Annotated in this window: 24 protein-coding genes and 1 riboswitch; of the genes, 3 read left to right on the plus strand and 21 right to left on the minus strand. The window is 54.2% G+C overall.

The window, feature by feature from the left end; all coding sequences use genetic code 11:
- Nucleotides 1-4 precede the first annotated feature (4 nt).
- Nucleotides 5-2,347, plus strand: a complete 2,343-nt coding sequence (locus tag G7069_RS04195; protein WP_166294595.1) for a phosphomannomutase/phosphoglucomutase — start codon at nucleotides 5-7, stop codon at nucleotides 2,345-2,347.
- Between the two features lie 171 nt (nucleotides 2,348-2,518).
- On the opposite strand, the gene G7069_RS04200 is transcribed toward G7069_RS04195, so the two are convergent.
- The 4 genes from G7069_RS04200 to pyrE form a co-directional block, all read right to left on the minus strand.
- On the minus strand, nucleotides 2,519-3,532 hold the full coding sequence (locus tag G7069_RS04200; RefSeq protein ID WP_166294598.1) for a ribonucleotide-diphosphate reductase subunit beta: 1,014 nt from the start codon (nucleotides 3,530-3,532) through the stop codon (nucleotides 2,519-2,521).
- Nucleotides 3,529-5,931, minus strand: coding sequence for a ribonucleoside-diphosphate reductase subunit alpha (locus G7069_RS04205; protein ID WP_166294601.1), 2,403 nt, complete (start codon nucleotides 5,929-5,931; stop codon nucleotides 3,529-3,531). The genes G7069_RS04200 and G7069_RS04205 overlap by 4 nt, the downstream gene beginning before the upstream one ends.
- Before the next feature lie 219 nt (nucleotides 5,932-6,150).
- A riboswitch (cobalamin riboswitch) is annotated at nucleotides 6,151-6,355 on the minus strand.
- Nucleotides 6,356-6,396: 41 nt separating this feature from the next.
- Nucleotides 6,397-7,059, minus strand: coding sequence for a hypothetical protein (locus G7069_RS04210; RefSeq protein WP_166294603.1), 663 nt, complete (start codon nucleotides 7,057-7,059; stop codon nucleotides 6,397-6,399).
- Between the two features lie 15 nt (nucleotides 7,060-7,074).
- Nucleotides 7,075-7,737, minus strand: coding sequence for an orotate phosphoribosyltransferase (gene pyrE, locus G7069_RS04215; protein ID WP_166294605.1), 663 nt, complete (start codon nucleotides 7,735-7,737; stop codon nucleotides 7,075-7,077).
- Nucleotides 7,738-7,821: 84 nt separating this feature from the next.
- Between pyrE and G7069_RS04220 the strand changes: the two genes are divergently transcribed.
- Nucleotides 7,822-8,634: an exodeoxyribonuclease III gene (locus G7069_RS04220; RefSeq protein ID WP_166294607.1), complete on the plus strand. Its 813-nt coding sequence runs from the start codon at nucleotides 7,822-7,824 to the stop codon at nucleotides 8,632-8,634.
- Entirely contained in the window at nucleotides 8,631-9,929 is a 1,299-nt protein-coding gene (locus G7069_RS04225) for an MFS transporter (protein ID WP_240912633.1), read from the plus strand. The genes G7069_RS04220 and G7069_RS04225 overlap by 4 nt, the downstream gene beginning before the upstream one ends.
- Before the next feature lie 28 nt (nucleotides 9,930-9,957).
- Here the strand turns inward: G7069_RS04225 and G7069_RS04230 are convergent, their stop codons facing one another.
- From G7069_RS04230 to G7069_RS04310, 17 genes are all read right to left on the minus strand, one after another.
- Nucleotides 9,958-11,085 (minus strand): erythromycin esterase family protein, encoded by a 1,128-nt coding sequence (locus G7069_RS04230; protein WP_166294609.1) that lies wholly within the window; start codon nucleotides 11,083-11,085, stop codon nucleotides 9,958-9,960.
- Nucleotides 11,086-11,384: 299 nt separating this feature from the next.
- On the minus strand, nucleotides 11,385-11,771 hold the full coding sequence (locus tag G7069_RS04235; RefSeq protein WP_166294611.1) for a ribonuclease E inhibitor RraB: 387 nt from the start codon (nucleotides 11,769-11,771) through the stop codon (nucleotides 11,385-11,387).
- A gap of 140 nt (nucleotides 11,772-11,911) precedes the next feature.
- A complete protein-coding gene (locus tag G7069_RS04240; RefSeq protein WP_166294614.1) occupies nucleotides 11,912-12,556 on the minus strand; it encodes a glutathione S-transferase family protein in 645 nt (214 codons plus the stop codon).
- The gene (locus G7069_RS04245) at nucleotides 12,553-13,029 is read right to left on the minus strand and encodes a hypothetical protein (protein ID WP_166294617.1); all 477 of its coding nucleotides are present in this window, start codon (nucleotides 13,027-13,029) and stop codon (nucleotides 12,553-12,555) included. Before G7069_RS04245 ends, G7069_RS04240 begins: the two co-directional genes overlap by 4 nt.
- 56 nt (nucleotides 13,030-13,085) lie before the next feature.
- On the minus strand, nucleotides 13,086-13,547 hold the full coding sequence (locus tag G7069_RS04250; RefSeq protein WP_166294619.1) for a hypothetical protein: 462 nt from the start codon (nucleotides 13,545-13,547) through the stop codon (nucleotides 13,086-13,088).
- 97 nt (nucleotides 13,548-13,644) lie between these two features.
- On the minus strand, nucleotides 13,645-14,115 hold the full coding sequence (locus tag G7069_RS04255) for a hypothetical protein (protein ID WP_166294621.1): 471 nt from the start codon (nucleotides 14,113-14,115) through the stop codon (nucleotides 13,645-13,647).
- Nucleotides 14,112-14,729, minus strand: a complete 618-nt coding sequence (locus G7069_RS04260; protein WP_166294623.1) for a hypothetical protein — start codon at nucleotides 14,727-14,729, stop codon at nucleotides 14,112-14,114. Before G7069_RS04260 ends, G7069_RS04255 begins: the two co-directional genes overlap by 4 nt.
- Nucleotides 14,730-14,795: 66 nt before the next feature.
- Nucleotides 14,796-15,437, minus strand: a complete 642-nt coding sequence (locus G7069_RS10655; protein ID WP_166294625.1) for a cold shock and DUF1294 domain-containing protein — start codon at nucleotides 15,435-15,437, stop codon at nucleotides 14,796-14,798.
- Nucleotides 15,438-15,541: 104 nt separating this feature from the next.
- Complete coding sequence (locus tag G7069_RS04270; protein WP_166294628.1) at nucleotides 15,542-15,871, minus strand: hypothetical protein; 330 nt, start codon at nucleotides 15,869-15,871, stop codon at nucleotides 15,542-15,544.
- Between the two features lie 48 nt (nucleotides 15,872-15,919).
- The gene (locus G7069_RS04275) at nucleotides 15,920-16,246 is read right to left on the minus strand and encodes an MliC family protein (RefSeq protein WP_166294630.1); all 327 of its coding nucleotides are present in this window, start codon (nucleotides 16,244-16,246) and stop codon (nucleotides 15,920-15,922) included.
- A gap of 117 nt (nucleotides 16,247-16,363) precedes the next feature.
- Nucleotides 16,364-16,561: a hypothetical protein gene (locus tag G7069_RS04280; RefSeq protein WP_166294632.1), complete on the minus strand. Its 198-nt coding sequence runs from the start codon at nucleotides 16,559-16,561 to the stop codon at nucleotides 16,364-16,366.
- Nucleotides 16,562-16,721: 160 nt separating this feature from the next.
- Nucleotides 16,722-16,961: a hypothetical protein gene (locus G7069_RS04285; protein WP_166294634.1), complete on the minus strand. Its 240-nt coding sequence runs from the start codon at nucleotides 16,959-16,961 to the stop codon at nucleotides 16,722-16,724.
- Nucleotides 16,962-17,988: 1,027 nt separating this feature from the next.
- Nucleotides 17,989-18,969, minus strand: coding sequence for a PD-(D/E)XK nuclease family protein (locus G7069_RS04290; RefSeq protein WP_205758752.1), 981 nt, complete (start codon nucleotides 18,967-18,969; stop codon nucleotides 17,989-17,991).
- A 75-nt stretch (nucleotides 18,970-19,044) separates the two neighbouring features.
- A complete protein-coding gene (locus G7069_RS04295) occupies nucleotides 19,045-19,515 on the minus strand; it encodes a hypothetical protein (RefSeq protein ID WP_205758753.1) in 471 nt (156 codons plus the stop codon).
- Between the two features lie 401 nt (nucleotides 19,516-19,916).
- Complete coding sequence (locus G7069_RS04300) at nucleotides 19,917-20,783, minus strand: hypothetical protein (protein WP_166294640.1); 867 nt, start codon at nucleotides 20,781-20,783, stop codon at nucleotides 19,917-19,919.
- A 107-nt stretch (nucleotides 20,784-20,890) separates the two neighbouring features.
- Nucleotides 20,891-21,469 (minus strand): hypothetical protein, encoded by a 579-nt coding sequence (locus G7069_RS04305; protein WP_166294643.1) that lies wholly within the window; start codon nucleotides 21,467-21,469, stop codon nucleotides 20,891-20,893.
- Nucleotides 21,470-22,045: 576 nt separating this feature from the next.
- Nucleotides 22,046-22,366 (minus strand): hypothetical protein, encoded by a 321-nt coding sequence (locus tag G7069_RS04310; RefSeq protein ID WP_166294645.1) that lies wholly within the window; start codon nucleotides 22,364-22,366, stop codon nucleotides 22,046-22,048.
- Nucleotides 22,367-22,571: the final 205 nt, after the last annotated feature.

Genomic DNA, 22,571 nt, shown 5'->3' on the forward strand with positions numbered 1-22,571 from the left:
ATTCATGGCGAAGATTAAGTTGGACGTAGGCAAAGGCAGCAGCGATCAAGCAAAGACTTTGCTTGGCGTGCTCCTGTTGGGCTTGGGTGCGTTTCTCGCATGGCAAGGCGTCAGTCAAAAGATGCAGGGTGACCGCATTGGCAATGTGGGCAATTTGCGCAACGGTGTGATCAGCACGTTGAGACCCGTATTGAAAAAGACCGTCGAAGAAGCTGAGAAGGCCGCAAAGGATCCCGCGGTTGAAAGCGCTGTCGCTTTGGGCGATCGCGAAGCCGCAAAACACGCCTTCCAAACCGCGTGGCCGGGTGTTGAACGCGCTGAAGTGCTTTCGCCGGACCTGGAAGTGCTCTACGCCGACTTAAGCGCATCGGGCTATGGCCGCACGGCCCTGGCGGAATCGGTGATCAACACCAAGAAATCCCAACTCGCCTTTGTGAAATCCGGCAGCGCCACCGTGTTGGCGGTGGGTGTGCCATTGAAAAATGGTGACGTCGCTTTGGGTCAAGTATCTGCCGCGCCCGTGATGTCTTTGGTCACCGGTGCAGCGACTGACGGCAGCTATGTCGCGTTGATGCAAGGGCGCTCGACCATCGCGAGCGCGGGTGATTCAAGCATTGCGGATAAAGCAGGTGGTCAAAGCAAAGACATTGAAGGCACGCGATTGTCTGTGCTGGCAGTGACAGGTGAAGTGCCGCCGGGCGTATTCGGACTGACCGTGTGGCCCTCATTGATTCTGGGCTTGTTGGGCGTGTTGGGCGGTCTGTGGTTGTTGCTTGAACAAGCCAAGCGCCGCAAAGCTGCTGCTGAAGCACGTGCCGCATCCACGCCAGACGAAATGGCCGGTGCAGTCATTGCTGATGATGGTTCTGCAGTCACGGTGTCAGATTTGGTCGATCAGCATTTGCAAGCCAACCAAGCGGCACGTCAAGCGCGCGAACAGTCGTTGCGTGAAATCGCCGCGGTCCGTGCGGCTTCCGGTGTGGATAAGAGCATCTTCCGCGCCTACGACATTCGCGGCGTGGTCGGCGACACCTTGTCCAAAGATGTGGCGCAAAAAATCGGCCAAGCCATCGGTAGCCTGATGCACGAGAAGGGATTGAAAGATATCGTCGTGGGACGCGACGGTCGTTTGTCGGGTCTCAACATGGTGGAAGGTCTGACCGAAGGTCTGCGTGCTGCGGGACGCAATGTCATTGATATCGGCATGGCACCCACACCGGTCGTGTACTACGGCGCGTATGAATTGCGCACAGGTACTTGCGTGGCCGTTACCGGCAGTCACAATCCGCCGGATTACAACGGCTTCAAGATTGTAGTCGGCGGTACGACTTTGTCAGGCGATGCCATCACTGATTTGTACACACGCATCAGCGAAGGTCGCCTGCATCAAGCAGGCCAACAAGGGACAGTGGAAAGCCGTGACATCGCGCCGGCATACATCGAGCGCATTGCATCGGATATTCAGTTGGAACGTCCGCTGCGTGTGGTGGTCGATGCGGGGAATGGCGTTGCAGGCGAAGTCGGCCCCGCTGTTCTCGAAGCCATTGGCGCAACCGTTGAACGTTTGTACTGCGAGATCGACGGTCACTTCCCGAATCATCACCCCGATCCGAGCGAACCGCACAATTTGGAAGACCTGATTGATATGGTCGCGCGTCGCGATGCAGATATCGGTTTGGCCTTCGACGGTGACGGTGATCGCCTGGGCGTCGTTACACGCGCGGGTCACAACATCTTCCCGGATCGCTTGCTGATGTTGTTTGCAGACGACGTGCTGACACGTAACCCGGGTGCGGTGATCGTGCATGACGTGAAGTGCACCGGCGCCATTGGTTCCTTCGTGATGGGTCGTGGCGGCAGCCCGATGATGTGGAAGACCGGTCACTCCTTGATCAAAGCGAAGATGAAGGAAGAAGAAGCCGAGCTCGCCGGTGAAATGAGCGGCCACTTCTTCTTCCAAGAACGCTGGTACGGGTTTGATGACGGCATCTACGCGGCCGCGCGCTTGCTGGAAATTCTGGCGCGTCGTACTGAAACGGCCGATGAAGTGTTCGCGGAAATTCCGGAAGGTATCGCAACGCCGGAAATCAAAGTACCCGTGGCCGACCCGCATGCCTTTGTCGCGCGCTTCTCACAGTTCAATGATTTTGATGGCGCGAAGTTGACCAAGTTGGATGGTCTGCGTGCGGATTGGAGCGATGGTTGGGGCTTGGTGCGCGCATCCAATACCACGCCGATCTTGGTGCTGCGCTTTGAAGCGAATACGGAAGAAAGGCTTGAGGAAATCAAGGAAATGTTCCGCGGCAAGTTGCGGGAAATTGATCCTGAGCTCGAGTTGAACTTCTAGTTTCGCGACTAGCGAGCGACAGAATTGCGGTCATTGTGTCGTTGCGCAATGCCATAGAAACGCGCGGTACATGCCGCTGACTTCGTCGACAGAATCAACGAGCGCTTGCTTCACAGCAAGCGCTCTGAGTTGGATCACTTTGCGGGCAGCGGCACGATTGACGGATTTTCGCTAGAACGCCTGATCAAACGTCACCTCGCCCGTCACGCCGACCTGATACGCCGACACGCGACGCTCAAAGAAGTTCGTCAGTTCCTGCACATCCTGTAAATCCATGAACGGGAACGGATTGCTCGCGAAGAAATGCTTTGGCATCCCTAATTGTTGCAGGCGTTGGTCGGCGCAATACTCAAGATACGTGCGCATATCCCGCAAAGAGAAACCCGCAATGCCGCCAGACAGTGTGTCTTGTGCAAAGGCATACTCACAATCGACGGCCTCTTCCAGCATCTCGACCACGCGTTCGTGCAAATCTGCATCGAAGAGGTCGGGCTCCTCCGCGCGAACGGTCTCGATCACTTCAAAAGCAAACGCCATGTGTGCACTTTCGTCGCGGAACACCCAATTCGTGCCTGAAGCCAAGCCATGCAGCAAACCCCGCGAACGCAAGTAGTACACGTAGGCAAACGCGCCGAAGAAGAACAGGCCTTCAATGCAGGCAGCAAAGCAAATCAGGTTCAACAAGAATGCTTTGCGTTGCTCGCGCGTTTCAATACGTCGTAGCGATTGCAAGCTGTCAATCCACTTAAAGCAAAAATCAGCCTTTTTGCGAATCGAGGGGATCGTCTCTACCGCGTCAAATGCGCGCGCACGCGCATTAGGATCCGGCAAATAGGTATCCAGCAAGGTCAGATAGAACTGCACATGCAGTGCCTCTTCATACAACTGGCGCGACAAATACATGCGCGCTTCCGGTGCGTTGATGTGCTGATACAAATTCAAGACCAGATTGTTCGACACGATGGAATCGCCCGTTGCGAAGAACGCAACCAGGCGCTCAATCAAATGCCGCTCGGCGTCCCCGAATTTGTGCGACAGATCTTTGACGTCAAGTGAGAAGTCCACCTCCTCCACTGTCCACGTATTGCGAATTGCGCTGCGATACATTTCATAGAACTTGGGGTAGCGCATCGGACGCAAGGTCAGCTCAAAGCCCGGGTCCAGCAAGTGCTTGTTCGTGTTCATTGGCAGGCCTCGCAGGTTTCCGGGTTTTCAAGTGAGCAGGCCAGTGCGGCTTGATCAGTCGTTGCAGCGCTCAGGGTCGTTTTGGCGATGCGCGTGGCGGGTCGCGAGCGCAAGTAGTAGGTGGTTTTGACGCCACGCTTCCATGCGTACATGTACATCGAAGACATTGCACCGATGTTCGGATTCTCCATAAAGAGATTCAGAGACGCCGATTGATCGATAAAGGCACCGCGGTCTGCTGCCATGTCGATGAGGCCACGCATTGGCACCTCCCACGTGGTGCGGTAGATATCGCGAAGCAGTTGGGGGATTGACTGAATGCTTTGTATCGAACCTTCTGCGTGCTTGATCGCATCGCGCATTTCAGACGTCCAAAGGCCGAGCTTCTTCAATTCGTCGACCAAGTAGCGATTGACTTGCAGAAAGTCGCCGGAGAGCGTTTCGCGCTTGAAAAGATTGCTGGTCTGCGGTTCAACGCATTCGTAGCACCCTGCAATCGACGCGATCGTAGCTGTCGGTGCGATTGCAATCAGCAAAGAGTTGCGCAAGCCGTGCGTCTTGATTCTGTCGCGCAGTGCATCCCAGCATTCGATCTCATTCGGCACGACACCCCAGGCATCAAACTGCAGTTCGCCTGAAGCGGCGCGAGTCTCATTGAAGTTGGGATGCGCACCTCGCTCGATCGCCAATTCACACGACGTGGAGAGGGCGTGGAAATAAATTGTTTCGGAAATACGCGCGGAAAGCGCACGTGCTTTGTCGGAGTCAAATGGCAATCGGAGCCTGAAGAACACGTCCTGCAAGCCCATCACCCCCAGCCCCACCGGACGCCAGCGCAGATTGCCGCGACGCGCGGACTCTATCGGATAGAAGTTGAGGTCGATCACCCGATCAAGCTGGCGAATCGCTTGCTGCACTGTTTCACCCAGCTTCACAAAATCAAACGCACCGTCTCCATCAAAGTGGCGGGATAGATTGATAGACCCCAAATTGCACACCGCCGTCTCGGCAGAAGACGTGACCTCCAAGATCTCGGTGCACAAGTTCGAGAGGTGAATGACGTTGCCTGCTTTGGCCGTTTGGTTGCTCTTGCGATTGCAATGATCTTTGAACGTCATCCAGCCATTGCCGGTCTGTGCCAGCGTTCGCATCATGCGCGCATAGAGTTCGCGAGCCGGCAACTGTTTTGCAAATTTGCCAAGACTTTCCGCCTGGACGTAAGCGCGTTCAAAGTCATCACCGAAGAGATCCACAAACTCCGGTGTGACGCGTGGATCAAAGAGGGACCACACGGCATCTTCTTCAACACGACGCATGAACAGATCCGGCACCCAATTGGCAAGATTCAAGTTGTGTGTGCGTCGCGCTTCATCACCCGTGTTGTCGCGCAACTCCAAGAACGCCTCTATGTCGGCGTGCCAAGGTTCCAAATAGACGCACGCCGCACCCTTACGCTTGCCGCCTTGATTTACAGCGGCGACGGATGCATCCAATGTTCGCAAAAACGGTACGACACCGTTCGAATGCCCGTTCGTCGAACGAATCAAAGAGCCACTCGCGCGCACGCGTGAAAACGAGACACCAATCCCGCCACTGAACTTGGACAATTGCGCGATATCGCCATACTTCGCGTAGATTGACGCCAGCGTGTCTTCTGGAGAATCCAAGAGAAAGCAGCTCGACAATTGCTCGTGACGCGTCCCGCTGTTGAACAAGGTGGGCGAGCTCGGGATGTACTCCAGGTTCGCCATCGTTGTGTACAGATCAATCGCCTCGCTAGCGTCCTCACTCAAAGCACACGCGATGCGCATAAAGAACTGCTGCGGCGTTTCAATCACCCATCGCAAATGCGGGTGGCGCAACAAATAGCGGTCGTATAGGGTGCGCAAGCCGAAGTACTCGAAGTGCAAGTTGCAGGATGCATCGATTGCTGCATTTAACTTGCGCGCATTGTTCTGTACAAAATCCAGCAGGCGATCATTGATCAAACCCGTCTCGTGTCCACGCATCACCGATTGCGAGAACGCATGAATCTCTTGGCTCGCGACTTCCTTCTCAATCACCTCGGTCAACAGTCGCGCTGCAAGCTTGCCGTACTCCGGCTCTTCGCCTGTCAATGACGCTGCCGTTCGAATAGACAATTCATCCAACTCGCGTGTGGTCGCACCGTCATACAAACCGGAAATCGTGCGCGTCGCCACGCGCATCGGATCAATGGCATGTAAGCCATCGGCTGCGCGCGTGATGGCGCGAACAATCTTGTTGAGATCCACCAATTCCGATTGGCCATTGCGTTTGCGCACGCGCATGCTGGCGCCCGTCGGAGGGGGCGTCAAATCAAATGCTGTGGGTTCTTGGGTATCGGGCGCCAATACGGCGATATCGCTGCTGTGTGTCATGCAATCCACTCCTGAGTGATGCACGTGCCAACTGCCCGCGCAGATGGCTGAAGTGGCAAACCCACGGCAGGCCCAACAACGGGCAAACCGCAGCCTTGCCCCCTCGGGCATGCAGGTTTCAGGATGGGCGGATGGTGTCGCAGAAACGAAGACGCCGATGGCGCGTTCTGCTGCACCAGCCATCTCCCCCCGGAGACCTTGCGGCCGGCACCGCGCGTTGTGCTTCGCGCGGCTGTCGGCAGGTCTTCGGGCTTATGGACATTGTCCTTGAGAGGACACTCTACTTTCGCAGCTTCCCGGCTTCACTCGGCCAGTGCTCAATGCGATTTCGTTTCCAAGTACCGCTGCGGGGCAGCGCCGGATTCAAACCGGCTTCCCTTTTCATCCGTGGGGTCACCACAGAACCGACAAACCCAAGATACAGGGGTCGACCCGTTTAGGCAACACAAGATGTTGCGGATAAGCTCAATCGGTCAAAGGAATGACCGGCGTATCCAAAGGCACCAATTTTGCCTTGCGATAGCGCTGCACGGCGGCCTGATAGTCAACTTCAATCTTGTCGTTCTCAGCGCTCATACGCGCCAAGCTGGTCATGGCATTGCGCAAGACGGCGCGTTGAGTCGTTACCGCGTCGGCTTGCGCTTTGCTCACGGGCTTGCCCGCGAGCTCGGACTCAGCGGCTTGTTGCAAGACCGAAATCAGCGCTTTGCGTTGCGTTGAAAGCGAGGCACCCGCAGCCACCAAACTGCCCTTGGAAATATCCAAGCGCAACTGATAAGCGCGGTTCAAATCACGCTCGCTCGGATACGACTCTGCCAAGGCCATTTGCTCGCGTGCTTCACGCGCCTTCTCTTCTTCCGTTTGTGCTTGTGCGGCGTTCGCAGCCTCAACCGCCGCACGCTCAGACGCAGACAGCACACGACCTTGAGAGTCGGTCAACACACCTTGTGCGTTGTAGACCTTGCGCGCATTGTTCGCGGCACTCGCAGGCATGGCATCGCCACAGACCTGGCGACCGCCTTCCTGCCAGCACGTGACCTTGCGCTGCGCCGGTGCAGTTTGTGCGATGACCTGCGCAGTAGCCAGGACACACACAGACGAAATGGCGATTGAAATGAATTTATTCATCACTGGATCCCCCGATCAGTTGCTGCCATAACTCGAACGATACGCCAGCAAGGCATCGTGGTGTTGCTTTAAATGGGTGTTGTCTTCAGCAAAATGAAGCAGATTGGTCAAAGTCGCGACGGCAATCACAGGAACACCGGTACTGGCCTTTACCGAGTTCACGGCGGAGACGCGATTATCTTCGCTCAGAATTTCTTGGCGGTCCAAGGCGATGACCACGCCGGCGACCACGCCACCCGCTGCTTCGATATGGCCGATCGCTTCGCGGATAGCGGTGCCGGCCGTGATGACGTCATCGACAATCAATACGCGCTTTCCCGCGACCGAGGCACCCATCAAGGTGCCGCCTTCGCCATGGGTCTTGGCTTCTTTGCGATTGAATGCCACTTCCAAGTCGCGTCCACGGCGTGCAAATTCGCAGGCCACGGCAGTCGCCAGCGGAATGCCTTTATAGGCGGGGCCAAACAGCATGTCGAAGTCCGCGCCCGCCTCAGACAAGGCTTCGGCATAGCAACCGGCCAGCGCCGCCAGTGAGGCCCCCGTGTTGAACTGCCCAGCATTAAAGAAGTACGGACTATTGCGCCCGGACTTCAATGTGAACGCGCCGAAACGCAAGGCGTCCATGCGCATTGCGAGCTCGAGAAAGGTGCGTTGGTTGGCTGAAAGCGCCCGATTCATGCAAGCAGTCTACGGTTTAGATAACGCTTCAATGATACGGAATTTGCTTGCTATCATCGAACTCGACTGTTTCGCGGACTGTGCATGCGCATCTTGAGTTTTAACGCCAACGGCCTGCGCTCTGCAGCCAGCAAAGGTTTCTTCGACTGGTTCCACACGCAAGACATCGATGTCATGGCGGTGCAGGAAACCAAAGCGCAAGCCCACCAGCTCACCGATGCCTTGTTTAACCCCGAGGGTTACCACGTCCACTTCCGCGATTCGACCGTGAAGAAGGGCTATAGCGGCGTCGCGCTTTACTCACGACGCGAACCCGACAGCGTGCTGACTGCGATGAATCGCCCGGACTTCGATGAAGAAGGCCGATATATCGAAGCGCGCTTCGGCAATTTGAGTGTGGTGTCTTTCTATATTCCTTCGGGCAGCTCGGGTGAAGTGCGTCAGGGCGTGAAAGAAGATGTCATGGCCTGGTTGGCACCGCATCTGGACGAATGGTTGGCCAGCGGACGCGACTATGTGCTGTGCGGCGACTGGAATATTGTCCGCTCTGAGAAGGACATCAAGAATTGGAAAAGCAATCAAAAGAATTCCGGTTGCTTGCCGCATGAGCGTGCTTGGTTGAACAGTCGCATTGCAGACACGCATGGCGATGGCAGTGCGCAACCAGAACACGGCTGGCACGACAGCTTCCGCGTGGCGCGTCCTGACGACGTCGAGTACAGCTGGTGGAGTCAACGCGGTGGATCGCGCGGCAAAGATGTCGGTTGGCGCATTGACTATCAGTTGCTCACGCCGGGCCTTGCCGAACGCGTCAAACATGCACAACACTTTCGTGAGCCATATTTCTCGGATCACGCGCCTTATCTCCTGGAACTCGACTGGAACGAAAACACATGAGCACAACCACACCGGAAAAAAAGCGTAAGCCCTCGGTGTGGAAATCGTTTACCGGCCCTAAGGCTTGGACGATGTTCTTCTTTGGATTCTCTTCAGGCCTGCCGTTCTTGCTGGTGGCGGGCACCTTGGCCATGTGGCTCAAAGACAACAACATTGTCTTGAAAGAAATCACCATGATTGCGAGCGCGGGCATGTTGTATGCCTTCAAGTTTGTGTGGGCGCCCTTGCTCGATCACACCGGCTTGCCTGCGTTCTCAAAACTCGGACGCCGACGGGGCTGGTTGCTCTTCGCGCAATTGGGTGTCGTGGCAGGCTTGATATTGATGGCGCTTGTGACACCGACGCACCTGGCCACATTCATTTGGGTGACGGTGGCCGTGGCGTTCTTTGGCGCGACGCAAGACATTGCCGTCGACGCGTATCGCATCGAGATTGCGCCGGTGGAAGAACAGGGCGCTTTGGTCGCGACGTATTCCTTGGGGTATCGAATTGGTCTGATCATGGCGGGCGCGTTTGCCTTGATCATGGCCGATCATATTTCTTGGCCCACGGTGTACTACGCAATGGCCGCCTTGATGTTGGTGCCGATTGTGGCCACCGTGCTTTCGAAAGAACCCGAAGCCCATCGCGCGCTGCCGCAGGCATGGGGTGATGCCATGCGCCTCGCCATTGTCGACCCGTTTGCGGATTTCTTTCGACGCTACGGCTGGGCCTTGGCGCTGACGATTCTCGCTTTCATCTTGCTCTTCAAGATTCCCGAGCAAGCCACGATCGGCGGCATCATGAGCCCGTTCTATCGCGAGATGGGTTTCAGCAAAACCGAGATCGGTTCGATCACCAAGTTGTGGGGCGTGTGGGTCGGCATCTTGGGTGTGTTCTTTGGCGGTGCGATGGTCGCGCGTTGGGGCGCATGGAAATCACTCGGCGCAATGACCATCATTTGCGGCGCCTGCAACTTGCTGTACTTGTTCCTGATCGTGCACAAGGGCGACCTGATGGTGCTCACGCTGGTGATCTCGGCCGAGAATCTGACGCTCGGTATGTTGGGTCCACCGACCGTGGCGTTCTTGTCCGCACTGGTGAACAAGGAGCACACGGCCACGCAGTACGCCCTTTTGAGTTCGTTGGTGAACTTGCCGGGTAAGGTGCTGGGCTTCTTTGCCGGCGGCATAGTGATGAGCACCGGTTACGGCATGTACTTCGTCATCACGGTGATGGCGTTGATTCCCGCTGCGATGTTGTGGGTGTATCTGACACCGCGATTGCGCGAGCGTGTGGTCGACGCCGGCGCATAACGCGTTTCAATCATCGAAGCCGAGCGCGTTACTCCGGAAGCGGGCTCGCCGAACGCACGTGATTGGGCGCGCGTTCTTTCGGCAGCACAAACACATAGTCGAACAACCGCGACCATTGCTCAGTCGTTTCTTTTGAATAGTCCAAGAGCTTGCTCGGGCGCGACGTGGCAGCGGCGTCCGTTTTAAGGTCGAACAGTTGCGACCGTTTGCCGAGGCCGGTGACGTAGCGCTCCAAGCTCTCGGCTGACGCAGGTGCCAAGACCTTCTGACTCTTGCACGGCGGCATGCAGTACGCGCCGTCGATGGCCGTGAATCCGACGCTCACCACATCATGGGTTGGGCCGAAGTGGCTTGCCAAGGGGTGAACGTCTGCGACGGCTTCGCGCGCCGCATGGATGTTGGCCGTCCACACGACCGTCTTCGTATTGGGCTTGATCATGCGCTGCAAGTTCTCGAACATCAGCATGTCGCGATCATTCACATAGTTGTCGTTTGAGAACGACAAGAAGCGATCGAAATTTTTCGCAAGTGCGATCTGTTCCGGTGCACCGCTTTGCTTCGCGTGTGCGACGAATGCCTCTGCGCAGTGCTTTAAATCTTTGTCGAATTGGTCATCTTTGGGGTGCGTTTCATCGAATGACCACTGTGTGAGTCGATTGGTCAAATCCGAACACGTCTTTGCCCGATCTCGCGGCATACCCGCAGTCAAATCCGCGGCGAACTGCGCTTGTGCGTAACGCGATGTCGAACTGCCAAGCTGTCCATCAATCCCTTGCACACGAATTTCATTGCGGTTCGCCATGCCCACAAGGCGCTCGAACAAGGCATCAGTTTCTCCGGTGGTCGACCAAAGGCCGCCAATGGCATTTCTGAGTGCGTTGACCGTGATGTGCGGCGAATGCAGTGCAGTGAAGTCATACATCTGGCTTTCAAAGGCGACTTGATTGAAGTGGCATTGATCAATCAGTGCCTGTGTCATGTCGACCTTGGCGCGAATGGTTTCGCCGCCGCCATGCGAGGCTTCGCCGAGAAACACGACTTTGGCCGAACATAGTTTCTCAGGAATCTGCTGCTGCGCACTTGCGGTGTTTGACCCGACGCCCGCCGAATTGGAGAGCACGAGCAAGGGTACGACTACTGAAATCAAAAGCTTCATTCTGTAGATCCTGATGGGGGAGGGTTATCAACGGTTGCGGGACTTCCAGAAAAACACGTAGTAGACCAAGCCAGCCAGAATCGCGAATGCAACATGTTGCGGCACAACCTGCGCGACATCGCGCTAGGTCGTGTGCGATGCCAGAGGTTGCAGCTTTGCACGGAAGCCAAACTTGTAAGCCACTAGCGTCGCAATCAAGACGAGGAAACCAGCAACCAAGGAATGACGCAGACGGGCCATGATGTTCACTCAAACGAATCGTTATGCATCTTGGCGCCCCATCTGTGGTCGACCTCGCTCTAGCGATTGGACAGGTCAGCGTATCCAAACCCGACCACTTCTCTGATCTTTTCCTGGATCTCCCAACCGTCGTTCTTGCCACTCAGACTGCCCGCATGCTCGGCCAACCATGCTTCCGCATCGGTGATGTGCGCATGCGTGACTTCAAGACCCATTTTGAGCGAGACCTCTGCGGCATAGCCCGGCTTGTTCTCTAGCTCGTTGAATTGAACCCAATAGCCTTGCCGAAGCAGAAACAGGCTGAAGGTGAGTGCATCGTTGACCTGAGGAAAGATCAGTACATATTTCAGTACGTGTTCGTCGCCGATCTTGATGCCGTGTTGGTGAGCGGCCCAAAGGACATTGCCGTTGTCATCGTGCGGGAAAACACTCAGATCACGTTCCATCTTGAATGGGCCTTAGGACACTGTTCCCAAGCATGGAAAGATACGCTCTGCACGTCAATCGAATTGCAGACTTTTCCTACAAATTGCCGCAGCCAATGGGATGAGCCCGGCGTCACGGGGGCGCATGGCTACATCCCGGTTTAGTCGCGGTCGGGGGCGCCCAATGGGAAAAAGCCCCTAAAGGGACGCGCTTCGTCAACGACGCGCGCTACGGACCGGTGCGCCAGGATGCGTGCCCGATAGTCCTTGAGCGGGCCGTCCGGAATGGGGTGGACCCAGTCCGCATAGAACAAGGCAGGCGCCGCTGCGCAATCCGCGATGGTCATCGTCTTGCCAGCGGCAAATGCGTCTGAGACGCGTGTTGAAAGCCACGCGTAGGCTTTGTCCAGCTCAACGCGTGCCTCGGCCGGTCGGCGCGGATCTTGTTGGCCCTCGGCGCGCAACGACTCGGCCACAATGCGTTGCATCGGGTGATGGATGTAGGCATCGAAGACATCACAGAGCATGCGTGCCTGTAGCGCGGCCTTCGGGTCTGACGGAATCAAGCGTGGTGCGTTGCCGACGTGATCCAAGTACTCGATGATGGCATTCGATTGTGTGACTTCAACATCGCCATCCACCAAGGCGGGGAACTGCCCGGTCGGTGAAAGTGCTTTCATGCGCGCTTGGTTTTCAGGGTGATCCGGATCCACCATGCAGAACTCGAAAAGCACCTGACGCTCGTAGGCGGCGATCAAGACTTTCCAGGCGAATGAGGCAAAGGGGTGTCCGTAGAGTTTGATCATGGCAGTACTTCCTGCTGGCGTGCCTGCTTCTCTGCGCGTGTCTGAAGATGCCAAAGATACGCGGCCGCAAGCAGCGCAAAAATGTTGATGCCCACTTCAGTGACGCGCTCGCTATTGATCACAAACTGAAACTGGCTACCGAACAGCGCTTGAAGATTCATTTTTCGTTCGTGGATCTGAAACCCGAACAGTACAGCGCCACCCGAGTAGAAGAATGCGCTGAGCGGCTGCGTTAGAAAATACGGAATCTGCACTGCCCAGTACCACTTGTTCAGCTGCAAGGCATCCGGATGCGATTCCAGCATCGCGATGCCTGCCCACACGCCCCATGCAAACACCGCAGAGAACGGAATGTACAGCAGCAAACTCACCGCAGATGCACCTTGAAGAATCTGCGTCAGGATCACGACCAAACCTAAGAAACCGCCCCCCAACGCCAGTGTGCCCAACAGCCTTCGTTGCCATGTCTGCATGTGTGATCTCGTTGTGTTGCTGCGTTCGGAGGGCGTGTGGATCGATATCTTGCGGTTTACTTCTCTTGAGAAGTGCCTGTCATCACCGCTTTGAACAGTTTCTCTGGGTCAAGGTACTTATCGAGATCGGCGATTGATCTGTTCACTGACGGATCGTCCATCAAACCGGTCATTGCGGTTTGTCCGAGCGTTGCGAATGCACTCTTATAGCCTTCCATACCGTCTGTCAGCAGCGCTTCTCTGGATTGGCGCGCGCACTTGTCTGCAATGAGTTTTTGGAAAACACCTGCTGCGTTCTTGGAAATATTTTGCCATTCCTTCGGATCGAGCTTCGTCATATCGCTGACGGCGGGATGCTGCGTGACTGCACCAAAGATCCAGCGGATGAGTGCGGTTCTGTCTGCCTGTGTGGTGGATTCAACGAGGCACTTGGAGAGTTGCTCGGATTTCTCGCCAGCAAAAGCGGGGTTGGAACAAACAAGCAAAAGTGCGAAGAACAACGCGGCGGTGTTGCGCATGAAACATCTCCTCAAGATGACTCTAAAAGTATTCGACACTCAAGTTTATAGCTGTCGTGCGATCAAAGTACTGACGTTTCGGATCGTCAGCATGCGCTCATGTCTCCGCCAGTTTTCGGTATTTGCGCTTATTGTCCGCAACCACTGCAAAAGCCGAGATCGCAGAAATACAGAATGGAAGGATCAGAACAGAAGCGGGTGCCAGCGGAGACGCCGCGCCACCCACAAAGACGGAAAGCAGCCAATAAGACGATAGAAACGCCGCGCATACGTAACACGCAAACTTGCGCCACGGCGCTTGGGCAATGTTTCTCAAGAACACCATGGGAAAGATCGCGCCGGCGAAGAGTGCAAACAACAACGCAACAACTGCCTCAAGGCTGGCAATAGCAGCGGAAAGGGTCATTCCTACACCTAGTAAGACGCCGCAGATGAAAGAGGCGCGGTAGCGCTGGAAGATTGAAACGGATTGACCCTTGGACTCACTCGTCAGTTCGCTTGCCTGGTTTATGCTGCCCCTTTGATCATGTTTACCTGTACGCAGACCTTGATGCACTGCAATGCTCACTCCCCGTGCAAGTGAAGGACCCTGTCTTTTACCTTCCAGCCACTATTGCCCTTTTCCAACAGAAGCACGGCGTAGGATAAGCTTTTGTCGCAATAAATCTCGCCAGACAGTGCCGCCGCCACACGCCTGTCGTCGGACAGCGCGGCGCGGCTAATTCTCAGGAAAGTTGCCCCTGCGTCGGTTGTATCTTTGCATTCGCACCTGCGCTCGGGCAGACAAACAAAATCCGAATTCCGAATGGTTCGCGTTGGAATACGGAGTTCCGAGACTGCAGGATTCTTAATGCGTGCCTGCACGAGCTTCTCCAATTGCATCTGAAGGCGCAATGGGACGGTTTGATCGCTTGAATCAACATACGATACGTCGGGATCCATGCTGATGAATTCAAAGCTTCCGCACGGCTCTGAGCGTGTTCGATCGCAAGACTCAACGGCCACAGTGGGGTCGAAATACACGGATGCATTATCAAGTCGTGATCTGCGCTTGGCCTCGTCTTCAATGTAGCTATTCAAGAATGCAGCAATGATCTCGATCTGCTCTTGATCAGTTGCAATCACGGGTGGCGCCTGCAATTCACGCGCCTCTTGATGTGCTCTCCATTGCGTTCTCAACATCGGCACGCTTCCAATGAGCGCAGTGCCCAAAGTTAGGAGGCACACCAATACGAGGACGCGCATCGTTTAGCTCGACATCACGAGTGGTATGTCTGACAACGAATCGAGGATTCCGGAGGAGACCACCCAAACGAGCAGTGCAAGATTGACGATGACGCAAATCCAGAATGTAGCTTGGAACTCTGTCTTCTTATTCTTGTGCCTTAGCATCGCTTGCGCTATCAATGCGCCTGGCCAGCCCCCGAATAGGCTCATCAAGTGCAAGGTGCTCTCAGGTGTTCGATAGGCACGCTGTTTTGTAGCGCGCTTATCTTCTCCGTAGCTATAGAACGTCACCGCGCTCATCAGGACATAGACTCCGGCGATGAGCAGTGGGAGTTTGCTAACAACTGCGCCTAACACGATAAGCGCCAAGAAAGTGACCGCAATGATTTTGCGCGGGAATTCAACCCGATAGGGATCCCTTAGTTTGACCGCCTGCTTCACGTTGACCGCGTTCAGTCGTCCCTTCGCGTCTCGCTGCACGTGGTAGGAGATCAGTAGGCCGTCATGCGGTCGCTTGTTCCGAAATTCGAACGCTTTGATATGGACAAATACACGATCACCGCCGCCGTTTGGCGTGACGAACCCGAAGCCACGTTCGTCATCCCAATCAGTGATCTTGCCGGCGTGGCGATAGGTACTTGGTGCTGACGAAGTTCGAGACATGTTTGTATTTAGGCGATCAAGGTACGGGTCGGTAGCTACTGACAAAGCGCTGGTCTGAGCAAATTGTCTTCCACAAAATGTATGGGTCGATCAGAGCGTGCGTTCTAGATCGACAGCAGTGCGAAAGAACTGCCGAGCATGAACGCCGCTACTATCGCGATGATAGTTGCGATGATGCCGATTAGAAAACCGCGAAGGACGGTTGTTCCAAGAACAAATGCATAGAGCGCTGAGGAGGCAAGCAGCGCGACAAGTAGCGAAATAATGCCCGCGCCAAAAATCAGTTGAACGGCGGCTGCAAGGGCAAACTGAAGTATCACCGCCAGCACGGCGGGGCCAAAGGCGGTGCGCTCTGCTTCCATTAGCCGAGCCGCAAGCATCACCGGAAAGACTGCAATGACTACCAATACCAAAAGTGAAAGAAGAAAACTCATTTACATCTCCGTTTGAAGGTAGCTTCTGCGCGAACCGCCACATGCCAATCAGCGAGACAATTTTCCGCTGAAGACCACGGTGCCATTCCGGCGCAGGGTTGCCTCACCTTGATGTTCCCACCACTCTTCGGCGCCACGGACATAGCGAGCGCCAGAACCGGACACGGCCTGATCGAGCGTTGTCGTTTGGCCGTTGGCGAGCGTGAGCGTCACGGTTTCATTGTCTCGATAATCCGCGCGAATCGATTCCCCGGTTTCAGAAACAAAGGTGCCGGAACCGACAATGGCTGCACTTGTTTGGGAAGGCAGCGAGGAACAGCCGGCTGCACCAAAAGTCAGCAACAGTGCGAATAGTGCTGTACGAAATCGGGTCATTGCTTGCCTGACGACAGAGATAATTTGACTTCAGTAGTGTAGACAATTGCATGGCAGGCTTGCTGACCATGCAATCGGCGAAACGCAACAGATTCGAATTGAATGAAGCCTTGGGCCTCAGTTGACCGATGCTTCTGATTGCGCTGCAGGTGTGCTCCTCAAGCCCTGCTTGAATCCCTTCGCGAAGTCGCCAAGACCGGCAGCCATGAGAAGGATCAGTGCCGATGCTGCAAGCATGTTGCGACTATTTTTGCGGTATCCAATCACAAGCATCAGTAGGCCTATGACAAGCAGTGCAATTGCGATGTAGCTCATAAATCTCTCCCCAGAAATGTGCGATGTCAGAGTAAACCTAACCTAGAAAGTGTAGCGAATAGCATAGCCTTGTCATTGAGCGGCCATGTCTGCTTTCTGGCCAAGATGCTTGAGGCGTTGAAGCGGTGATATGGACACGCGTCTCGAGGGCAGTGCGCCCCTAGCAGGTCCAGTAGGTGCGCTTACGCAGATCTACAACCTCGGGGCCGTCGCTGCAGCCGCCGACTTCTTTGGCATAGCGATCGGAAGGCGCAGTGCCAATGATCCATTGCTTGGACTGTGCGTGCCACATCAGCGTGCCCTCAGCGATGACACCTCGCGGGAAGATATCGGACGGTTCAGTGTTTGTCAGAACAATGTGCGTGCCACTGATCTTTGCGGTGAGCGAAATGCTCTTCATAGCGGGGTGTTCCGCAAACCTGTGTTGGAAGATGTACTTACCCGAGGGAATGGGCAGCGGCGGAGCGTTCCCCGCCTGAGCTGCAGTGGCCATCAAAGCTATGAGAGCGAAGCAATACTTCATAACGAACCGAACGCCAGAGTGACCCTAATGTTCGTAGTTTAGCCACAAGCCGGATCGGATCGCGTGTCACGCAATAGACGGTGCGGAGTCGACTCGAGTTGAATTAGAGGCAAGCTGGCTCAATGAGCACATTTCAACGTGTCAGCTCGCGTCAGAAGGGCGTTGCTGAATTCATCTGACCTGCGAAGCCGTTTCGGCCTGCTTGCACTGCTTTCTCACAACTACCGAGTCTTTTACTTGAAAGTTCCATCTTTAACGCGACTGACAACGTCTCTGATTGCGGCGTCAATATCTGCAACCAAGGCCTCAGCACATTCGTCAACTCGCTTCGTTCCGCAAGACCCAACGCCATGAGTGATCTGATAGTCGTAGTAGCCGCCAGCATTCTTTGCGGTTATGGCGTATGAGTAGTTCGAGAAACTTCCAACCCAATTTTTATCCGGGTCGGTGCATATGATCGACATCTTTATGACGGAATCGCTGTGATTGGCAACTGACGTCATTGACCTTGATCTACTCAATCCTTCGCGCACCTTTACAGCGACACGTTCACCTACCGGATCACTTGAGCATGCAGATCGAACGTGCACGGCCCACGTGTCGGCCGCTGATGCATCGAAACATATTCCGGCAACCAGAACGAGAAATGTAGACGCTTTCAGAAAATGCACGAATAACCCCCTTTTTGGCCTGACCCCAGATTCAAACGGCGCAGCGAAAGTGCGTCGAATTGAACGAATTACTAACCTAACTGCCACACCGGCCTTTTTCAGCCATGTTGAATCTAGAAGCCTCGCGCTTCCCTTTTTCCTCAATGAAAGGCATCCAACAAAGAATAGGAATTATGGAAGGGATTACGTGCGTGGACCGAACACCCTGGTCAAGGAGAGCCAAAAACCAAAGCTTAGGGCGCGTCCTGCCAAGACTTTCGGCGCTGCAGCGAATTGTTAGATGCCGCCGCATGTTGCGCTAATCGCAAAAGCCCTTTCGCGGCATTCAAGCCAAGTAACACCGCCTCCTGTTGCTGCGAAACCGGAAGAGCCAACGGATCACTTCTCGGAACTTGCACGATGAGTGCGACTGAGTTCCCTGCTTGTTCAATTGGTACCTCGTCGGGGAGGTATGGGCGATACGCCTCTGAGACAGCCTCAAGGGAACTTGGAGGGCCGAAGAAGAGCTTTACAGCTCCAACCGAAAGCTGATGGCAAATATATGCCCCTTGCGGAAGTACAGCCGGGTGAAACGTTATCCACGTGCTACCACTCGGGCGCTGCTTCGGTGCCTGCATTTCTAGTTGGGGAAAACGCTGTGCCGCAATCGCATAGTAGTCCGTCACGAAATCAGACATGGACTGGTTGTACTCAGGCTGATACCCGCGCCTGTTCTGCTCGCTAGCTTCTTTAATAAGGCTTGCCTTGTACAAGCCTCTGGAGTTTTCGGCGCCTCCTTGGGCGAAATGGGCCGCCAAGTCCTCATACGACATTTCCAAGTCATACGTCTGATCATGCTTAGAGGATTCAAGATAGCGTTGCGGAGCAACGACACATGTTATGAATCCATTCCAATGGCCCTTGCTTACGCCTTTCTCACCGCGTTGCCTGTAGCGCTCCGCCTGCTCGGGCTGGGGCTGCGCGTTGATCTTGTTCTCGATGAGGATTGCAATTCGCCCGGATAACTTCGATGAGCATAAGAACACAATGTCTGATTCGCCAAGACTCGAATCTACGAGCGAGTGCCAGACGCCAACCTTTGAGTGGTATTCATAGCCTTCCGCTGCCCTGCTCACGAACCAATTTCGAAAATCATCGTTGACAGAAAATTCTTCCAACAATAGAAAGTCAATGTCTCGCTCAGCTACCGAGCCAACGAATCGTGTTTCTATCAAATTACCCCCCCCCCTAACGGGATCTAGCGCTCGAAATAAGCCGTTCCTCTAAGCGGCATCGCCTTGTATGAATTGTTAGGGTCGAGCTTCCCGCTCAACTGGCCAAGACAACTCTCTCAGTTCGGCGATGCCTCTCCTATCTGCGGCTGAATACTCCTCAGCTGCATCGTACTGTTCGGCCTCGATTGCCGCCCATGTCACAAAGCGCTCTTCTTCTTCAGGGGGCATGTTCCTGATCAAATATGAGCCAACCCTGCTCTTGCTCCATGTGCGTTGAATCAATTTTGGATTGCTCGTTACAGTTCTCTCTGCCGCTTCTAATCTAGCAGATGCGGAAAGACGACGTTTCTCGAGATCGGATCCAAGCGCGTTGAGTTTAGCCTGAAAGAACGCCAAGTCATCCGGCGTTAGTTCTTTGAGCGATGGGGTTAGACCAATTTGCTTCCGTAAGCAGGAATTTGGCTCACTAGAGAGAACAGCCTTTGCGTAGTTCTCTTTCTTAGACTCTGGTTCGTAGTACTTCTCCAGTACCTTTGGAGGGATCATGAGGCCAGAACATTCTGCCCCAGTTCCAAGAATGTAGTCGCCTAGCGCAAACCGCCGAATCTTTTTTATGGGAAGATGCAAGCGACTTCTCGAGTAGCGTAAGTCGAATTTCCTTCTTCGCGATTTGCACATCAAGAAGGGCTTTTTGATAGAGCGGGATTACGGTGTAATAAATTGTCCAAAGAGTGAAAACAAAAGGGGCCTACTTGGGCAATGTGGTTAGCACTTTGAAGCCATATATCTAATGTTGAGGTTTTCGTATTTTGGGCAGTGAGCAACGGCTTGGGAATGGCGATTGATCGTCGTCGAAGTTTTCGCTTTTGCGTCATGGTTTGGTTTTGCCCCTAACGACCGAACTAAACACGCCGCGAAGCGGCATCGGCTTTAATTAATTGTTAGCTCTATGCGCCGCTAGCATCAAGAAGTTTCCTGCCATATCGTTTGATAAGCTCCTGAAGTACGTAGGCACTAGAGAAAACATCAAACAGCTTGTCATCAAGTGAAAAACGTTCATAGACGTGAAGTTTAGAGCCTCTGGCTAAATGATTCACCAGTGATCCTGCAAAAACACGACATTCTTCAGAGACAGATAAGCAAATGTATCTTGCGTCGGGTGAAATGGAGCCAAGTGATTGATGATGTAATTCGTCGATATCGGTCAATGATGGAGTAAAAGCTGACCGAAGCGACGAGATCATTCCGCCATGAGTACAGTCGGAGCAGAAACGCTTCATTTGCTTGTGGCGCTCAATCGTTTCTCTGATCTCAGATTCTTGCGCACCACTGGTAGAGAGATACTGGGAGATATGGCCGTAGACCCGTCCATAGCCTACATGCTTGTTCCAGAAATCTGCTTGGTTGTCAGTGGTTATGTAGCTAGCGCTCTTTTCCTTGTCCAGCGCAACAACCATTGAAATCTCAAGGTCCTCTAAAAATGTGCGGACTAGAACAGCGGCGCATATATCTTGTCCAATAGCTATAAGCTCGCGGATTGACACCAAATCGCGTTTAATTTTTGAGCACTGGATGGCAAAAGGGACTTCATTGTCATGGAGCGGCTGTCGAAACATAAAGCGCTCAAGCAGAAAAAAGAATTGGATAGATTCGTCGATTAGTACAAACCAAGGTTGAAGATTAGCGTCAATCGTGCTCTGCAACTTGGCGCGCAGGTTCGCTATCTCGCGAGCGACGTCGATCCGATCCGGCCTGCGATAGATACCGGGAGTCCTTTGTACTAGATCTACAATCTCGTCGATCTCTATCCGCATATTCCCAACGCCGACGTTAACCTGATCTGCGTAGTGTAGCTAAATGCATGGAAAGCTTTCCTGCTGTGCAATTGGTGGAACGAAGTAGCTTCTGGTTGAACGAATTGTTAGGGCGAAAACGCGAACAAAACGGCTTCGTAGGAATTGGCAATGCCAAATCCGAACGCAATGTACCCTGCGACGCCCACAACCACAGCTACGCACTTGAGCCGATCTCCCCGCTTGCGATACTTATCCGAGAGCGCCTCCGAGTCTGCGTATGCCGCTTGGCTAAAATATCGGAATGCGAAGCAGCATGCTGCAAGAAGTACACCTATTCCGAACTGCAACAACGGAAGAGCGAAGTGGCGAGCCAAAGTGTCGCCGGTGGATTTGCCGGCCAAATTACTAAGTACACCTAGCATTGCAACGACTGCGCCGCCATTAATTATCAGTAGTGCATCAATCGCACTTTTGCCTGTCTCCAACACAGACTTGAACATCTCAAGGCTGAACTGATTTTGCGCGGCATAGTGGGCAAGTGTGCCCTCATGGCTCCTCCGGCGTTCCTCAAAGGAATACTGAGCATCCAGCTCAAGGGCAGACAAGTATTGCCGCAGACCCGTGACCGGGACATGCGTCTGGCCGCTTTCCTCGACCCGTTTGAGTTCTTCGCGGATCTCGTTGATTAGCTCTACAGGTTCCATTGATTCTCCAGTTGCGGCCTAACGCCTGAATAATCCCGCGTGGCACGGTCGGATGTCGCGTTTAACGAACTCTTAGATGGCATGGCCTAGAACCATCCCGCGGCAAAGTTCGCCATATGGACGGAACTTCTGAAGAACCAAACAGACACGAGTGCGACCGAGATCAAGGTCGAGTATGCCACGCGGGCGAAGTTGTTCGAATTCGGGGTCGTGCGAGAAGTTGGACGACAGAGGGGGCTCATGAAAAAAGAACCCAGCATTGGCGTCAGAAACCACGCGAACAAAGTCGGGCCGATAACGAAGGCGCGAATTACGTCAGGCGGTGATACCGGGCCATACCTATAAATTGGACCCAGAAAAATCGCGGAGAGATAGGCTAGAAAAGCCGACAAAAAGACAGTGGCTATGGCTGCCCATCTCGCGCTTCTTGCGATCGTTGTCTGAAGAATGATGGGTTTCCCTAGTGCGGCGACAGAGATCAACCCAAGGAAAAGTACCAATGACAGTCACCGTCACCAAACGCTTGAATTAAGCTGCGCAGCGAATCGGTGTCGGCGTGAAAAGATTTGTCAGATGTTAGTCGCATTTGTCGTAGTACTTCTCAATCGCTCGACTTTTTGAAAGCCAGAAATTATCAACCCACACTTTGGTTTCACGATCGGCGGTGAGGTTATAGACATTTTTAAAGCCGAAAGACTCGAAGTCGCCAGCAATGATTTCTCCCTTGCTTGGATCGTGACCACCATACCACTCAAGAAGAGCGTACCCCAAATTGGTTTCAACGATGAAATAGCTACATCCTGACTCGTAGTAGACAACCACGCCTTTTGCAGCAAACGCCAACGTGGGTGCCAAAAGCAATGCAGTTGCGAACAGCAGTTTCTCGAAGAGTCTCATATGTATTCCCTTTACATCTAACGCTTGAGTTAAGCCGCATGCCGTAGCGCAGCGGGAATGGGGCTAACGTAGCGGCAAACCCCATTCCTGTGGAGCGTAAGCTTGGCGGATTGAACGACTTGTTAGGTAAAATTAGCGCGGATTGCGAGCGATGTAGAGCTATGCGCAGCCAGCAATCGCTCCGACAATGATCCAAGTGATTGCT

The sequence above is a fragment of the Lysobacter sp. HDW10 genome (genome assembly GCF_011300685.1).
In the GTDB taxonomy this organism is placed as follows: Bacteria; Pseudomonadota; Gammaproteobacteria; order Xanthomonadales; family Xanthomonadaceae; genus Solilutibacter.

Excerpts from the sequence above, each read along its gene's own strand:
- G7069_RS04195 (WP_166294595.1), top strand. The coding sequence starts at position 5 with ATGGCGAAGATTAAGTTGGACGTAGGCAAAGGCAGCAGCGATCAAGCA.
- G7069_RS04200 (WP_166294598.1), bottom strand. The coding sequence starts at position 3,532 with ATGAACACGAACAAGCACTTGCTGGACCCGGGCTTTGAGCTGACCTTG.
- G7069_RS04205 (WP_166294601.1), bottom strand. The coding sequence starts at position 5,931 with ATGACACACAGCAGCGATATCGCCGTATTGGCGCCCGATACCCAAGAA.
- G7069_RS04210 (WP_166294603.1), bottom strand. The coding sequence starts at position 7,059 with ATGAATAAATTCATTTCAATCGCCATTTCGTCTGTGTGTGTCCTGGCT.
- pyrE (WP_166294605.1), bottom strand. The coding sequence starts at position 7,737 with ATGAATCGGGCGCTTTCAGCCAACCAACGCACCTTTCTCGAGCTCGCA.
- G7069_RS04220 (WP_166294607.1), top strand. The coding sequence starts at position 7,822 with ATGCGCATCTTGAGTTTTAACGCCAACGGCCTGCGCTCTGCAGCCAGC.
- G7069_RS04225 (WP_240912633.1), top strand. The coding sequence starts at position 8,631 with ATGAGCACAACCACACCGGAAAAAAAGCGTAAGCCCTCGGTGTGGAAA.
- G7069_RS04230 (WP_166294609.1), bottom strand. The coding sequence starts at position 11,085 with ATGAAGCTTTTGATTTCAGTAGTCGTACCCTTGCTCGTGCTCTCCAAT.
- G7069_RS04235 (WP_166294611.1), bottom strand. The coding sequence starts at position 11,771 with ATGGAACGTGATCTGAGTGTTTTCCCGCACGATGACAACGGCAATGTC.
- G7069_RS04240 (WP_166294614.1), bottom strand. The coding sequence starts at position 12,556 with ATGATCAAACTCTACGGACACCCCTTTGCCTCATTCGCCTGGAAAGTC.
- G7069_RS04245 (WP_166294617.1), bottom strand. The coding sequence starts at position 13,029 with ATGCAGACATGGCAACGAAGGCTGTTGGGCACACTGGCGTTGGGGGGC.
- G7069_RS04250 (WP_166294619.1), bottom strand. The coding sequence starts at position 13,547 with ATGCGCAACACCGCCGCGTTGTTCTTCGCACTTTTGCTTGTTTGTTCC.
- G7069_RS04260 (WP_166294623.1), bottom strand. The coding sequence starts at position 14,729 with ATGTTGAGAACGCAATGGAGAGCACATCAAGAGGCGCGTGAATTGCAG.
- G7069_RS10655 (WP_166294625.1), bottom strand. The coding sequence starts at position 15,437 with ATGTCTCGAACTTCGTCAGCACCAAGTACCTATCGCCACGCCGGCAAG.
- G7069_RS04270 (WP_166294628.1), bottom strand. The coding sequence starts at position 15,871 with ATGAGTTTTCTTCTTTCACTTTTGGTATTGGTAGTCATTGCAGTCTTT.
- G7069_RS04275 (WP_166294630.1), bottom strand. The coding sequence starts at position 16,246 with ATGACCCGATTTCGTACAGCACTATTCGCACTGTTGCTGACTTTTGGT.
- G7069_RS04280 (WP_166294632.1), bottom strand. The coding sequence starts at position 16,561 with ATGAGCTACATCGCAATTGCACTGCTTGTCATAGGCCTACTGATGCTT.
- G7069_RS04285 (WP_166294634.1), bottom strand. The coding sequence starts at position 16,961 with ATGAAGAGCATTTCGCTCACCGCAAAGATCAGTGGCACGCACATTGTT.
- G7069_RS04295 (WP_205758753.1), bottom strand. The coding sequence starts at position 19,515 with ATGATCCCTCCAAAGGTACTGGAGAAGTACTACGAACCAGAGTCTAAG.
- G7069_RS04300 (WP_166294640.1), bottom strand. The coding sequence starts at position 20,783 with ATGCGGATAGAGATCGACGAGATTGTAGATCTAGTACAAAGGACTCCC.
- G7069_RS04305 (WP_166294643.1), bottom strand. The coding sequence starts at position 21,469 with ATGGAACCTGTAGAGCTAATCAACGAGATCCGCGAAGAACTCAAACGG.
- G7069_RS04310 (WP_166294645.1), bottom strand. The coding sequence starts at position 22,366 with ATGAGACTCTTCGAGAAACTGCTGTTCGCAACTGCATTGCTTTTGGCA.